The sequence below is a fragment of the Parafannyhessea sp. LCP19S3_B1 genome (assembly GCF_052121955.1).
GTDB lineage: Bacteria > Actinomycetota > Coriobacteriia > Coriobacteriales > Atopobiaceae > Parafannyhessea.
Map to the genome: position 1 here is coordinate 72,224 of NZ_JBQKDH010000009.1, position 14,935 is coordinate 87,158.

Sequence of the window (14,935 nt, forward strand, 5' to 3'; positions counted from 1 at the left end):
GCAGGGGTATGGCAGCCGCCATCGCGAGCGGCGTGGTGCAGCACCTGGGCGTGTTCTCGGTCTACGGCGTGTGCAAGCTCCTCGGCGGGACGGCGGCCATCATGTGGACCCCGTTCATGGCCTTCGTCGGCATCGGGCTCGCTTTTCTGCTCGGAAAGACGACGCGCGTGGAGACCAACGGGTAGGACGGCGGAAGGCCGCCTATCAACGTGATAGACGGCCTTCCTGGCTTCTTATGGGCCCCGTTCTAGCTAAGCGGCTCCAGCTCTCGGCAGAGCGGGTCTCCGTCGCCCACGAGCACATCCCACCACCACTGCGGGCTCTCGACGCCGGAGGCGCAGAGCATGTCGGGGAGCTTGCTGCGAAGCTCGGGTGGCATGCTCTCGAAATCCTCGCGCATGGCGTCGAGCATCGCCTTGCTGGTCTCCATCATTCCGTTGCAGATGTCCTTCTTCTCGTCGAGGCTGTAGCTCTCGGGTGAGTACAGGCAGAGGTCTGCGCGGAAGTATGCCATGTCCTCGTTCTGCTTGAGCTCTTCCCACTTCTCGTCGTTGATTATGACGCTTCTCTTTTCATCAAAACCGGTAGCAAAAGCAAGGCACCCCCGCTGCAATCCATGGACAAATTCATGGACAAAGGATGCAGCAAGGAGTGCCTTGAAGGCTCTGGATGTGCCTGGCAGCGTTTTCACAAATCTGATATTCTACCTGCGGAAACACCGTCTTGTATCGGGGAGTGCCGAGAAGCGTCAGGTTGAGAATTTTATTCCCACTCAGTAATTAAATCGCGCATTTTCGTGGCCTCTCGTCTACGTGGTGTACCGTCGTCGCCCCATTCATCGGAATCGGCCGGTTCTTAAGCACCCGAGTTGAACTCAAAAGTGAACTCAACGTGGCACACCCCAACCTAAATCCCAGCAAGGCTGTTCTCGTCGAGCAGGAAGTCGAACACGCTCATCGTGACCACGCCCCGCTCGTCACGCAGGGGCTTCACCACGTCGCGCACAAGTACAACCTTCTTAAAGCTGTCATTGATGCCGAGCAGGGAGGCCTTCTCCTGTGCGGCCTTCTCGGGAGTCCTCATCTCCAATGCCGATTGGATGTAGACGCGGTCGGAGCCTCTGTTGGCGACAAAGTCGACCTCAAGCTGCTTGCGAACGTCCCTGCCCTCCTCACGGACGCGCTTCTCGACCACGCCAACGTCCACGGAGTACCCGCGCGCCCTGAGCTCGTTGTAGACCACGTTCTCCATGATGTGGCTCTCCTCGACCTGACGGAAGCCGAGCCGCGCGTTTCGGAGCCCCACGTCCTCGAAGTAGTATTTCAGGGGACTGCCGATGTAGCCCCTCCCCTTCACGTCGTAGCGCCGCGCCTCCTCGATGACGAAGGCGTCCTCAAGGTAGCCTATATAGCTGGAAATCGTGTTCGAGGAGATCTTGGAATGAAGCACGCTCCTGAACGTGTTCTCGAGCTTGCTCGGATTCGTAAGCGTTCCGATACCGGAGGCAAGCACGTTCACGAGATCATCGAGCTCTCCTCGCCTCCTGACGCCATATCTGTCCACGACGTCCCTCAGATACGTCTCCTCGAAGAGCCGCTCGAGGTAGCGCGCCTTCTGCTCGTCCGTGCGCATTGATGCCACAAGCGGCATGCCGCCGTACACCGTGTACTCGGCCCAGCCTTGGTAGCGATCGCCATCGAAGCCCTGCATGAACTCGGAGAAGGACAGCGGCCGCACGCGAACCTCGTCCCCGCGCCCCCGGAACTCCGTCATGACGTCATGCGAGAGGAGCTTCGAGTTGCTTCCCGTCACGTACACGTCGACGTTGCGCATGCGCAGAAGCCCGTTAAGCACACCGTAGAGCCGCGGCGAAACGTCCGGGTTCTTAAGCTCCTCGCGCGAAATGGCGTACTGGACCTCGTCGAGAAAAACGTAGTATTGCTCGTGCCTGCTCGCGATCTTTGAGCGTAGGTGGGCGGACAGAGTAGCGGGATCGCGGAGGGCGGCGTTCTCCTCGACGTCGAGCGCAACCTCGATGATGTGCTCGTCGTCGACCCCCTCCGAACGCAGGTAGTCGCCGAAGAGGTTGAAGAGCAGGTATGTCTTCCCGCAGCGACGAATGCCCGTAACCACCTTGACCATGCCGTTGTGCATGCGGTCGATGAGCCTGTTGAGGTATCGGTCCCGCCTGATTTCCATGTGTGCCTCGCCTTGATTCCCGATCGACTTCTATTGAGTAATTTTGCCGCATGCGGCATTTTTTCTCAATAGCAGAGGGTGTGGCTATAAAGACATCAGCGAAAAAATCGAATCAAGAACGCTGAGAAGTCCTTCCTTGCTTTGAATAATTGGAGCCATCGGGCAGCGTATATTGTTTGAGCAAGTCGTCTTTTTCAGATTTCTGCACCGCCCCATATCCCGTCGTGACCGGATTAGCGCTTTCTCCAAAGCAAAGAAAAGCTTCGAGACAGACGGCTGCTTTCTGACGGTCGCCAGTCCCTATTCATCCCATAGAGGAATAGCTTTAGAAAAATCCTTTAAAGTCAAAGTTAGGCAGAGCGGTAAATCGAACGCGCGAGCAGAATCATAGCCCAAAGGTGATGGTGCGGGGCGAGTGCGGGAGAGCGAAGCCTATCTGTCCGCGAAGTGCGATACGAGCGGGAATCCTCGCACGACACATACGGGGACCACCGCCAACACAACGTATCTCAAGCATAAACGGTTTTTAGCACACAGTGTCTAGCGTAGCTTAAATAGCGCTTTGACTTCTTTCTGGATACGCTTGCGCACCTCATTATGTATATAGATTCTTTCGGTTAACAAAGGTGATCCACCAAATGACGATTCACAGTATCCGCCCGTCGGTCTTCCCAAAAGCCTTGCCGCCCGGATATAACCTTGAGCTCGCTCCTTGAATCCAGCTGAGGTGAAGCCCCTTGAGAAGAATTCATCGTCGAATTCAAGCTGAATCTCCTCTTCACTTTCGACCGGAAACCTGGTTACGTGAAGGCATCTGTCAGGAAGGATCTCACTTTCGTCGGCAGGTTCAACGGTTGCCTTCAAGGCATAGGGCCCGCCGGCATAGGCAGGAAGGTATTCTCCAATCCCTTCCATGAAGGTGCGAATGAACTGTCTGTATGATTTCTCGCATTCGGGCAACACGACCTTGCACCAAGATTCGAAAGTATCGTCTGTGTACGCCTCCCAGACCCGACGGCATCCTTCGCCCCTATTATCTGGAGCTGGAGGCAGATATTGCAGATGGTCTTCCGGTGCGATTTCGATCATCCTGACAAGAAAGGGGAGTAATCCTGCCGGAATATCCACCCCGCCGACACTGATGTTATATTCCGGTTTCCCGCCGAGCGTTTGAGCCAATCCTTTAGCAGTGCAATTGCGAAGACTAATATGCTGCCGCCCACCTTTCTCGTCCACACGCCATATACGACTGCGCCAAAGCGCTTCCTCCGTGAAAGCGGTCTTCATTCCTATCGGCTCGCTGAGAATAGGCTCTGCAGAATCGAAGAATCCTTTGAGATCGTCGTTTATCATCGATATCGCCATCTCTCTGGCGCAATCAATCCCTTCGTAAACGGCACCTATTCGATAGATATGGGTTTCGGGCCGATTCGATATCCTCATTGATAATATCGGGGCAACGGAACCGTCAGGGCCCACCATTACTGGTCCCCGACCATCATTAGAAAGTTCGACGGCGACGGAATCCTCTCCAGGATGACGCTCTTTTAGCACGATTCGCATAACTGTGGTCGAAACGCTATAGCTCGCCTCCATACGAATTGGCGCATCGGGAGAAGAGAGCGTTTTCCAAAACGGAATATGAGACTTCGTTTTACCCAAATAACGATTCGTAATATTTAGGTAGGTTACAAAGGCCTGCTTGGCAATTCCATCGATATCGTCTTTACATAGCCGCTCCTCCATTTTGTCAGAGAGGTTCATTCTCTCTCGCAAACATTCCATGAATAGAGCCAAGTTTCTGTTCTCGAGGCAGTCGAGAACCAATGCCTGCTTCTCCGCTTTGGCAGCCACACCACACAGAATCTTGAAGAAGTTTTCCAGCAGGGGGTTTCTCGCATGGCGTTCGCAGAATGATTCGATTTCATCATTTTGCCGGCCGGCAAGGAAGATAGCCGCCAGGTATTCTTGGAGAACTACATGTGAAAACTCGACTGCTCCGTTAACAACGACGAGAAGGCCGGAATCCTTGCCGGCCCCTTCTATCCTCTCAGCTTCTTTGGGTTCACATCTTTCGAGCAAGAAGCTTCTGCACGGAGGGATGTCTTGAGCGACTAAACATTCTAATGCGTAGGATCCCAAGCATTGCTGAAGATAGTCGGCATCCAGATTCCCGTTGGAATCGGTCTTCGACTCGATCATGGAGGCTATACATGCGCCGTAAATTGTCGCGAGATTTCGAGGCGCTGAATCGCCCCCTTCGGTACGGAGATATTCAGCCAGGCATCTAAGATGCAATGGGTTATGCATCAGCTCGCGCCCGGCTTCACTGAACCTTCTCAATACGCTCTGAGGCGAATTTACACCCCTATTGCTAAGATACGAGATGGCCTCTTCTTCGGTGAAGCCCTGCAAGGATGCGCTGCTAATCCCTATTCGCTCACCGTCTTTTTCAAAGCGCGAGGAACAGATGAGCCGGCTTTTCTCAAAGCGCGCATAATGTGCTAGCTCCGAGAGGAGAAGGTCTCTATCGCTCCGGGCTTCGTCGAGACCGTCCACGATGAGACAAAAGAGCGAAGGATTGTCCCTTATGAAACACATTGACGCTTCGGTCGCACAGCCGAATAATGCTCTAGTGACGCCTTCAATCAAACTTGAGTACTGACGCGACCATCCACGCGCTTCGAGGAGCACCGGAACCCTATCGGTCTTTCCATCTATCCAAGACCTTGCAAGACTGGCCGCGGCGAACCTCATCAATTCGCTCTTACCCATACCGGGATTGGCATAGATGAGTACGGATTGTCCATCTTTCGGAAGTGCCGACTGTGGTAGAGACTCAACCGAACCTTTCATTTTGATGTGTCTGGGGATAGCCGCCGTGTTATAGCATTTGATGAGAGAGCTGCAGTAACTTGTTAGTCTCTCTCTTTGGGATTCCCCGTCTTTCTGAGCGATTCCGGAAACCTTGAGCAAAGCATCAAGCTTTCTGTTTGCAGCTTCTGTTCCCTCGACTGCTTTTCTGGCTGCTAGCGATTCCTCTCCCGTCGACGTGACAATGTCTAAAGAATCCCAGAATTCTGCAACGAATTTGTATGCGGAATCGTCGTAACCTTCACCGAGAAACGTGCATATGGCCTCGTCTTTTCCAATATCAATAAGGGCTCGATGGGCTAGCAGCTCCTCTAGAAGATAGGTGTTTTTGAACTTTGCGCCCAGATCAACGCACGAAGGAATCATGGAAGCCCTCGTTGTAGCCTGTTCAATTAATTCAGCCACCTTCTTTCTATTTGCCAGGCCTTTGATTTGCGTCCTGCCCCAATCAATTGACCGGGAAAGTAGTTCCGCTCCAATGGAATCCAGCAAGTTCACGCACACCCCTATTGAGAAGAATGGGAAATGGGTTTACGTATAATTATAGAATTCATTGTTCAGTTTCGGGGAGTACCCCCCATCAACACGAGGCACAACCAGAGGCGTTTAGGATAATTAAGGTGTCGATAAAAGCATGCTCCTATATTTACAATTTGGCGTTGGCAAGGCTTTTGTAGAAATGAAATATGACCCCTTCCCCGAATTATTCTTTCTGTTTGCGTCCCCTGTTTTCCCACATAGCGTGCTAGAAATATGAAGACACCGTCTATCGTCCTCACTCTTCACCAGTTCACTCGCTTGACCCCGCACCTACCCCCACAGTCCCATGTTCGACATCGCGTACAGCGGGACGTTCCTCATCCAGTCCTGCTCGCGATAGCCTGACAGGCTGAAGCGAACGGGCTTAATCTCCGGATGGGACTCCTTGAACGCCCTGAGACTCTTGGCGCGCAGGTTCTCCTCTGCCTTCACCTCGATGGCGTAGACGCTGTTCGCGCCCTGTACCAGGAAGTCAATCTCGCCCGATGAGTTCTCGGCCGACCAGTAGTACGGCGTGAGCCCGCAGTCGGAGACGAGCTGCTGGCAGACGTACTGCTCGGTGAGGGAGCCCTTGAATTCCTCGAAGATCTCGCTACCCCCGACGACCGTCTCCTTGTCCAACTGCGCCATCGCCCCAAGCAGGCCGACATCCACCAGGAAAAGCTTGAACGCAGCGTCGTCGGCGTAGGGCGCCAAGGGGATGCCGGGCTTCGAGATCCTGCGGACGAGGGTCGTGATGCCGGCCTGCGTGAGCCACGTGATGCCCGTCTGATAGTTCCGTGCCCGCGCGCCCTGCGCGATGTGGCTGAACACGAACTTCTTATTCTCGCGACCGAGATGCGACGGGATTGAGCGCCACGCGGCGAGCGCGTACTCGGTCTCGGCCCTGCTCAGGTGCTTCGAGATGTCGCGCTCGTAGCCGCGCAGGATCTCAAGCTGCACCTCGCGCGCATCCTCCAAGAGGCCTCGCTCAAGGAAGACGCTCACCGCCTCCGGCATCCCCCCGACGTAGTAGTACTGGCGAAGGAGCGGAACAAACTTGCTTGAGAAGCCGTTGATGAGACTCGTGTCTCCCGTGTCGATGAGGTCGCAGAGCGGCCGATTCCCCGTCGCGGCGAGGAACTCCCGAAAGCTCAGGGGATGGAGATCGAGCGTGTTCACCTTCCCCACGGGGTACCCGCTCCCCTCGTGCACGGTGATGCCCAGAAGCGAGCCGGCTGCGGCCACCGCGTACCCGGGCGCGTCCTCGCAGAAGTACTTGAGGGAGGTGAGCGCCTTCGGGCACGCCTGGATCTCGTCGAGGACGATGAGGGTGCCTCCCTCGGACACGACCTCCCCTGTCTCGAACTGGATGGCCGAGACGATGCGCGGGATGTCGTAGCCCAGCTCGAACTGCTCGCGCATCCTTGGGTTGTCGTCTAGGTTCACGTACGCGACGTTCTCGAACTGCGTCCTGCCGAACTCCTTGAGCAGCCACGTCTTTCCAACCTGGCGCGTGCCGTTGAGGATGAGCGGCTTGCGGCGGGGCCCGTCCTTCCAGGCAACAAGCTCGTCCATGAGGAATCGTTCCATGCAAGCTCCTCCCCTAAAAAGGTTACGGCCTTATTTTCGCACAAGATGGCGAAAATAAGGCCGTAATAGAGCCAGTTTTGGAGAAAATCAGGCGGAATTTATTCCCACTCGATCGTTGCTGGCGGCTTGGGCGTCACGTCGTACACCACGCGGTTCACGCCGTCGACCTCGTCGACGATGCGGCTGGAGATCTGGCCGATCACGTCGTAGGGCAGCTTCGCCCAGTCCGCGGTCATCGCGTCGGACGACTCGACGGCACGCACGATGACCGGGCGCTGGTACGTGCGCTCGTCGCCCATGACGCCGACGCTCCTGATGTCGGGCAGGACCGCGAAGTACTGCCAACAGCTGTGCTCGCTGTTGCGCTCGCCGGTCTCCTGGAACAGGCGCTCGTTGTAGGCGTCCAGCTCTTCTCGCACGATGGCGTCCGCGTTCTTCAGGATGGCGAGCTTCTCGGGCGTGACCTCGCCGATGATGCGGATGGCAAGGCCAGGACCGGGGAACGGCTGACGGTACACCATCTTGGCGGGAAGGCCCAGGCTGACGCCGAGCTCGCGGACCTCGTCCTTGAAGAAGTGGTCGAGCGGCTCGATGAGGTCGAAGTGCACGCCCTCCGGGAACGGAATCAGGTTGTGGTGGCTCTTGATCGTGGAGGCCTTGCCGCCGGTCTTGCGCGCGCCGGACTCGATGATGTCCGGGTAGATGGTGCCCTGCGCCAGCATCTCGACGTCGCCGATCTTCTGGGCCTCGTCGAAGAACACCTTCCAGAACTCCGTGCCGATGAGGCGGCGCTTCTGCTCCGGGTCCGTCACGCCGGCGAGCAGCTTGGCATAGCGCTCCTCTGCGTGCACGTGGACCAGGGGCACGTTGAACTGCTTGCGGAAGACCTCCTCGACCATTTCCGGCTCGCCCTTGCGGAGCATGCCGTGGTTCACGAACACGCAGGTGAGCTGGTCGCCTATGGCGCGGTGCACGAGCGCGGCCACGACGGAGGAGTCGACGCCGCCGGAGAGCGCGAGGATGACCTTCCTGTCGCCCACCTGCTCGCGGATCGCGGCGACCTTCTCGTCGATGATGTTGTCCATGGTCCAGTCGCGCTTGAGGCCGCAGACGCCAAACAGGAAGTTCTCCAGGATGGTCTTGCCGTATGCGGTGTGGCGCACCTCGGGGTGGAACTGCGTCGCAAAGAGATTGCGGCTGGCGTCCTCCATGGAGGCGACGGGGCAGACGTCGGTGGTCGACGTGACGGTGAAGCCCTCCGGCACGCGCGCCACGGCGTCGCGGTGGCTCATCCACACGGTCTGGGTGTCCGGCGTGCCGTCCAGGATGCGGCTTGTGCCCTGGCGCGTGATGGTCGCGGGACCGTACTCGCCCTTCTCGGTGTGGCCGACCTCGCCGCCCAGCTTGACGGACATGATCTGCTGGCCATAGCAGAAGCCGAGGATGGGGATGCCAAGGGAGAAAATCTTCTCGTCCATGTCGGGGGCGTCATCCGCGTACACGGAGGCCGGGCCGCCCGAGAGGATGATGGCGGAGGGCGCCATGCGGGAGATCTCCTGCGCGGAGATGTCGCACGGCACGATTTCCGAATAGACGTGAAGGTCGCGCACGCGGCGTGCGATGAGCTGGCCGTACTGGGCGCCGAAGTCGAAGACTGCGACAAACTGCTGGGGCCTTGAAGTCTGCATTGATTCCTCCGCGAAGTGTCTTGGTGAACCAACCAATCATGCCACTACTGCGCCCGCCTTGCTCGCGCGACAGCGCGTGCGCGCGAGAAGAACAGACATCCGCCCGTCGCGCATCCGCCCACGGCACCCGCGGGCGGGGGTTCAGGACCGCGGGTCGAGGGGAGCTGCGGGGGGGGCGCAGGGCGACTGCTCCGACAGGCTTTGTGTACTTCATAAGGTGGCATGTTCTCGCAGGTAATATTAGTTGGTTGTACGCATCCCCTGGCGCAGCTCTGACGGAAGGACACGACGTGGCGCGCAAGAACATGGGCGACGAGGACCTCATTCGCGATGCGCGCGGGCTTTCCCGCGGCTCCTCGCGCGCTCACTACGCGCAGGCCCGCAGCCGGCGCAGGACGCACCGCATCGCGAGGACGGTGCTCGTGTGCGTGCTTGCACTTGCGGTGGCCGCCGTCGGCCTTGGGGCCGCCTACCTGGGCAACCTCAACTCGCGACTGCGCAAGAACATCGACAGCTCGCTTTTGGGCACCCTCTCCAAGAAGGAGGCGGGCAAGCCGTTCTACATGCTGCTGCTTGGCGTCGACAAGGACGAGGCGCGCGCGAAGGGAAGCGAGTACGGGTCGAGCGAGGGGGCGTATCGCTCGGACTCCATCATGCTGGTCCGCATCGACCCGCAGAAGAAGAAGGCCACGCTCGTGTCCATCCCGCGCGACCTCAGGGTCGACATGGGCAAGTACGGCACGCAGAAGATCAACGCCGCCTACGCGCTCGGCGGTCCGACGCTCGCCGTGAAGACGGTGCAGAAGCTCTCGGGCGTCAAGATATCGCACTACGCCGAGATCGACATGGACGGCATGGAGGAGGTCGTGGACGCCGTGGGCGGCGTGACCGTGAACCTCGGCGTCGCCGTGAAGGACCCGAAGTACACCAAGCTGAACCTGCCCGCAGGCAAGGTAAAGCTCAATGGCAAGAAGGCCGCCCTTCTCTGCCGCGCGCGCCACGCGTACGACAGCTACGGGGCGGGCGACTTCTATCGCGCCGCAAACCAGCGCGCCGTCATCGCGGCCGTCGCGAAGAAGGTGCTCTCGAGCGACGTGGCAACCATGACGAAGACCGTGACGGCCATGGCGGACATGGTCCACACCGACATGAGCGCGACGGACATCGTGTCGCTGGCGAGCGAGATGCGCGGCATGGACACGAGCAAGGACATCATGACCGGCATGGCGCCCACGGACAGCAGCTACGTCGACGGCGGCTGGTACGAGATCCTGCGCGAATCCGCGTGGGAGAAGATGATGGAGCGCGTCGAGAAGGGCAAGAGCCCGTACTCCAGCTCCGACGAGGACCCCACGAGCGGCATCGCAGCGGCAAACGGGTCCGCGCAGAAGTCGAGTTCGAGCTCATCGGACGAGTCCTCGAGCGCGGACGACTCTTCGGGCTCGGACGGGGACGAGGGCGACGTGGAACCCTCCTTCGAGGGCAGCGTGCGCGTGCTGAACGGATCGGGCATCGACGGCCTGGCCGGAAGGAGCGCGGACAGCCTCGCGAGCGCCGGCTTTGACGCGGTCGCCGGCAACGCGGCCGAGACCACGCGCGAGACGAAGGTCATCTACAACGGCGACGACGCGCTCGCGGAGGCGAAGGGCGTCGTGAAGACGCTCGGGCTTGATGTTGAGCCGATTGCAAACGACGGAAGCTACGTGAACACGCAGGACGTTATCGTTATCCTTGGAAGCGACCAGGGCTAACGCGACACACGGCGGCTTCCGGGCCAGGAGGCCGCGCGCAAGGAGGAACCTTGGGTAAGCACAGCGCAAAGGCGCCGCAGCAGGCAGGCACGAACGAGGGCGAAGCTCGGCCTCAGGTCCAGGCCCCGCTGCCGGACGTACCAAGGGGACATCACGCCGACGCCCGGACGCACCACGGCGCCTCGGCCGCGGGGGCTGTCGCGATGCCGCATGGCGCCGCCAACCCAAACGCGCCGCGCTATTCTCGCGCGAAGGGCGCGGCGGACTACATCGAGAAACGCCAGCGCCGGGGCCGCCACCACGTGCTGCGCGCGGTGCTGCTGGTTCTGGTGGCGCTGGTGGTTGCGGGCGGCGTCGCCGTCGCGGCGTACGTGCACCACATCAACACCGCCATCACCTCGGGCGTGGACGACAAGCTGCGCGACACCCTTGTGGAGACGAAGGACCCCGGCGACCCGTTCTACATGCTGCTGCTTGGCATCGACAAGGACGAGGAGCGCGCGGAGAGCAAGGACTACGGCAAGGACTACAGCGCATACCGCACAGACACCATCATCCTGGCCCGCGTGGACCCGCGTAACAAGAAGGTCACGCTGATCTCGATCCCGCGCGACACGCTGGTCGACCTGGGCTCGAACGGCAAGCAGAAGATCAACGCCGCGTACTCGTTTGGCGGCGCCGCGTACGCGACGAAGGTCGTGAGCGAGTTCGCGGGCGTGGACATTTCGCATTACGCCGAGATCGACATGGACGGCTTCGCGAAGGTGGTCGACGCCATCGGCGGCGTGACCGTTGACCTGCCCGTGGCGGTGAAGGACCCGAAGTACACCGGCCTCGACCTGCCCGCGGGCAAGCAGAAGCTCGACGGGAAGACGGCGGCGCTGCTTGGCCGCGCGCGCCACGCGTACGACAGCTACGGCGGAGGCGACTTCTATCGAGCCGCGAACCAGCGCATGCTGATTGGCGCGGTCATCAAGAAGGTGATGAAGGGCGGCGCCTCGACCATCGTCCCCACGGTGACGACGCTTTCCGGCTACGTCACGACCGACATGGACGTGACGTCCATTGCGTCGCTCGCGTCGGGCTTCAAGGGCATAGACATCGAGAAGGACCTGTACTCCGGCCAATGCCCCACCCTGAGCCAGTACGTCGACAACACGTGGTACGAGATCTGCGATACGACCGCGTGGAAGAAGATCATGGACCGCGTGAACAGGGGCCTACCGCCGTACGAGGACGCGTCGCAGGACTTCACCGCGGGCGTCGCGGGGTCCGTGGGAGTGAGCACCTCGACCGGGGACGACTCGTCTTCCAGCGGCGCAGGCGCAGGCGGCGCGACGCAGGTGACCCCGGAGTACGCTGGCACCGTGCTCGTGCTGAACGGCACCTCTACCGCCGGCGTCGCCGGCAACGGCGCGTCCACGCTGACCGGCGCCGGCTTCACGGCGACGACGAACGACGCTCCGGCGCTGCAGGCGAAGACGACGGTCTACTACAACGGCGACGCGGAGGCGAAGGCGGCGGGCGTCGCGAAGACGCTGGGGCTTTCCGCCGCGCCGGTGAAGAACGACGGCTCGTGGGACACCTCGACCGACGTCGTGGTGGTGTTTGGCGCCGACTGGATCGACGGCTCCGCCAAGTCCGCCGACGCGACGGGCGCTACGGGCACGACGTCCGCCGGCGGCAACGCCGTCTCCGGCACGAACTAGGGGCCGCCGCGGGTCGCTGCACCCAGGGCACCAAGACGAGAAACGCTCCCCTCCGGGCTGACGCAAAGCCGGAGGGGAGCGTTCTTCTCGCCCGCGCACAAGATCCGCGCAAGGTCTACGCGATGGGCGGCGCATGCGTTGCTATGCGCTACACGTTGAAGCGGAAGACCATGACGTCGCCATCCTGCACGACGTAGTCCTTGCCCTCCATGCGCATGCGGCCGGCCTCCTTCGCGCCCTGCTCGCCGCCGAGGCTGACGTAGTCGTCGTAGCTGATGGTCTCGGCCTTGATGAAGCCCTTCTCGAAGTCCGAGTGGATGACGCCGGCGGCCTCCGGGGCCTTCGCGCCGATGCGGACGGTCCAGGCACGGACCTCCTTCGGGCCGGCCGTGAAGAAGCTCTGCAGGCCAAGCAGGTGGTACGCCGCCTGGGCCAGGGTCTCGAGGCCGGAGTGCTCCAACCCCATGGACTCCAGGTACTCCGCGGCCTCCCCCGCGTCGAGGTCCGCGAGCTCGGCCTCGACCTCCGCGCAGATGGGGATGGCCTTCTGGCCCTGGATGGTGAGGTCGTCGTGAAGCTGGTCCTCGTCGCAGTTCGCGACGTACAGGATCGGCTTCATGGTCAGCAGGAACAGGTCGTGGGCGGCGGCGCGCTCGTCGTCGGTGAGGTCGAGGGTCGCGGCGCGGTTGCCCTGGTTCAGCCAGTCCCGCAGGCGCTTCGCGACGTCCAGGCGCGGCTTCATCTCCTTGTCGCGCTTCGCCTCCTTCTCGAGCTTGGGGATGGAGCGCTCGAGCGAGCCCAGGTCCGCGAGGATGAGCTCGGTCTGGATGGTGTCCACGTCGGCCGCGGGGTCCACGAACTCGCCGGTGCGACCGGTCTCGCGCATGACGTTGGGGTCCTTGAAGAAGCGGACGACCTCGCAGATGGCGTCGCAGTTGCGAATGTTCGCCAGGAACTGGTTGCCGAGGCCCTCGCCCTCGTTGGCGCCCTTGACCAAGCCTGCGATGTCGACGAACTCGACGGAGGCCGGAACGATCTTTGCGGGATGCACCATCTCGGCGAGCTTGTTCAGGCGCTCGTCGGGAACGTCCACGATGCCCACGTTGGGGTCGATCGTGGCGAAGGGATAGTTGGCCGAGAGCCCGCCCTTGCGGGTCAGCGCGGTGAACAGGGTCGACTTGCCCACGTTGGGCAGACCTACGATGCCGATTGAAAGTGACACGTCCTCATCTCCGTCTGGTAGAAACTTGTGGGAGCCTTGCTTAGGCTATTCGTCGGCAAGGCGCTCGAGACCGTCGAGCACCCTGTTGAGCTGCTTCTTGCCCTCGGCCTTCGTCTTCTCGATCCGAGCCCTCTGCTTTGCCGCGGCGCGCTTGCGGCGTTCTGCCTCCTCGTCGCGAACCACGAGTTCCCTCTTGTCGCAGTCCACCATCGAGAGCGCCCCCTCGGGGCACACCTTCGCGCAGGCGCCGCAGTTGACGCAGTACGCGGGCTCAACCGAGAAGTGCCCGTGCCCGTCCAGGTCGCACGCGTGCAGCGTGCACGTCGTGACGCAGTCGCCGCAGGCGGTGCACAGCTCCGGGTCGCACTTGGGGATCTTCAGGTCGAAGCCCTCGGCGAGTGAGTTGTCCTTCTGGATGGTCGTGAGCATGAGCTTGCGGTTCTGCGTGAGGATGCGACGGTGCTTCTCCGTCGTCTTCGCGCCGACCGCGCGCTCGAGGGAGTTCTGGAGCTCCGTCATCTGCTGGGAGTGCCTGCGCACCTTCTCGGCAATCGCGGCGGCCCCCGACATCGCGGGGTTCGTGGTGGCGAGCGCCGCTGTGCCGGCCTTCACCATGGTCGACATGAACTGGCTGCGCTTGTAGGCGCGCGTCTGCTCGTGGGTGAGGTCCTTCTCGTCCACCTCGAGGCCCATGGCCCCGTGGCTCAGCTCCTCCCCTGCCGCGATCTCGTTCGCGTACGCCTCCTCGCCCGTGACGTTGCGGCACTTGTCGCAGATGCCCAGGGGCAGGTAGACGCTCAGGTTGTCGTACTCCCTCAGCAGGGCGAACCACGTCTCGCGCGACACGGCGCCCACGCACGGCAGCAGGATCTCGTTGTCCTTGGGGTTGCGTCCCAGGGCGCGCGTGCAGGTGATGTAGCACTGCTCGTACTCGCTCGCCGCCTTTGAGATCCTGTCGTACAGGCTCTTCGGGGTGACCTTGTACGCGACGAAGACCTCCGTGGGGCAGGCGACGCTGCACAGGCCGCACTTGCGGCAGTTGTCGGCGATCTTGACGGCGTTCTTCGTGACGGTGATGGCATCCACGGGACATACGTCCAGGCACCGGTGGCAGTCGTCCGCGCCCTCCGACGCAACGCGCGTGCAGAACAGGGAGTTCGCGCGCGGACGCTCCTTGTAGTCCGAGGGGTCGTAGAAGTTCGCGTTCTCGGGGTCGACGGCAAGGGAGCCGGCCAGACCGCCCAACGGGTTCTTGACGGCCTTCCAGTCGCTCTGGATGTCAATGAGGTCGTCGATTACGTCGCGCTTCTGGGCCATGTCTCCCCCTTCGTGTTGCCGAACTGCAATTGTACCGCTTAACGGCCATATGCGAGCCGCAAT

10 protein-coding genes are annotated in these 14,935 nt (G+C 60.9%); 3 read left to right on the top strand and 7 right to left on the bottom strand.

Going from position 1 to position 14,935, the window contains the following annotated elements; translation table 11 throughout:
* The first annotated feature begins 8 nt into the window (after positions 1-8).
* Complete coding sequence (locus ACTQWE_RS06355; RefSeq protein ID WP_441856755.1) at positions 9-185, top strand: hypothetical protein; 177 nt, start codon at positions 9-11, stop codon at positions 183-185.
* A gap of 62 nt (positions 186-247) precedes the next feature.
* Here ACTQWE_RS06355 and ACTQWE_RS06360 read toward each other — a convergent pair whose 3' ends face one another.
* The 5 genes from ACTQWE_RS06360 to guaA all read right to left on the bottom strand — a co-directional run bounded on the left by ACTQWE_RS06360 (position 248) and on the right by guaA (position 8,873).
* Positions 248-514, bottom strand: coding sequence for a hypothetical protein (locus tag ACTQWE_RS06360; RefSeq protein WP_441856722.1), 267 nt, complete (start codon positions 512-514; stop codon positions 248-250).
* Positions 515-906: 392 nt separating this feature from the next.
* Positions 907-2,199, bottom strand: a complete 1,293-nt coding sequence (locus ACTQWE_RS06365; RefSeq protein ID WP_441856723.1) for an ATP-binding protein — start codon at positions 2,197-2,199, stop codon at positions 907-909.
* Positions 2,200-2,739: 540 nt separating this feature from the next.
* Positions 2,740-5,571, bottom strand: coding sequence for an NACHT domain-containing protein (locus tag ACTQWE_RS06370; RefSeq protein WP_441856724.1), 2,832 nt, complete (start codon positions 5,569-5,571; stop codon positions 2,740-2,742).
* 312 nt (positions 5,572-5,883) lie between these two features.
* Positions 5,884-7,185 (bottom strand): ATP-binding protein, encoded by a 1,302-nt coding sequence (locus ACTQWE_RS06375; RefSeq protein ID WP_441856725.1) that lies wholly within the window; start codon positions 7,183-7,185, stop codon positions 5,884-5,886.
* A gap of 98 nt (positions 7,186-7,283) precedes the next feature.
* Positions 7,284-8,873, bottom strand: coding sequence for a glutamine-hydrolyzing GMP synthase (gene guaA / locus ACTQWE_RS06380; RefSeq protein WP_170103640.1), 1,590 nt, complete (start codon positions 8,871-8,873; stop codon positions 7,284-7,286).
* A gap of 290 nt (positions 8,874-9,163) precedes the next feature.
* Here guaA and ACTQWE_RS06385 point away from each other — a divergent pair, with 290 nt between their 5' ends.
* On the top strand, positions 9,164-10,624 hold the full coding sequence (locus tag ACTQWE_RS06385) for an LCP family protein (protein ID WP_441856726.1): 1,461 nt from the start codon (positions 9,164-9,166) through the stop codon (positions 10,622-10,624).
* A gap of 50 nt (positions 10,625-10,674) precedes the next feature.
* The gene (locus ACTQWE_RS06390) at positions 10,675-12,333 is read left to right on the top strand and encodes an LCP family protein (protein ID WP_441856727.1); all 1,659 of its coding nucleotides are present in this window, start codon (positions 10,675-10,677) and stop codon (positions 12,331-12,333) included.
* A 148-nt stretch (positions 12,334-12,481) separates the two neighbouring features.
* On the opposite strand, the gene ychF is transcribed toward ACTQWE_RS06390, so the two are convergent.
* Positions 12,482-13,555, bottom strand: coding sequence for a redox-regulated ATPase YchF (ychF, locus tag ACTQWE_RS06395; RefSeq protein WP_441856728.1), 1,074 nt, complete (start codon positions 13,553-13,555; stop codon positions 12,482-12,484).
* 45 nt (positions 13,556-13,600) lie between these two features.
* Positions 13,601-14,872: a 4Fe-4S binding protein gene (locus tag ACTQWE_RS06400; RefSeq protein ID WP_441856729.1), complete on the bottom strand. Its 1,272-nt coding sequence runs from the start codon at positions 14,870-14,872 to the stop codon at positions 13,601-13,603.
* Positions 14,873-14,935 lie beyond the last annotated feature (63 nt).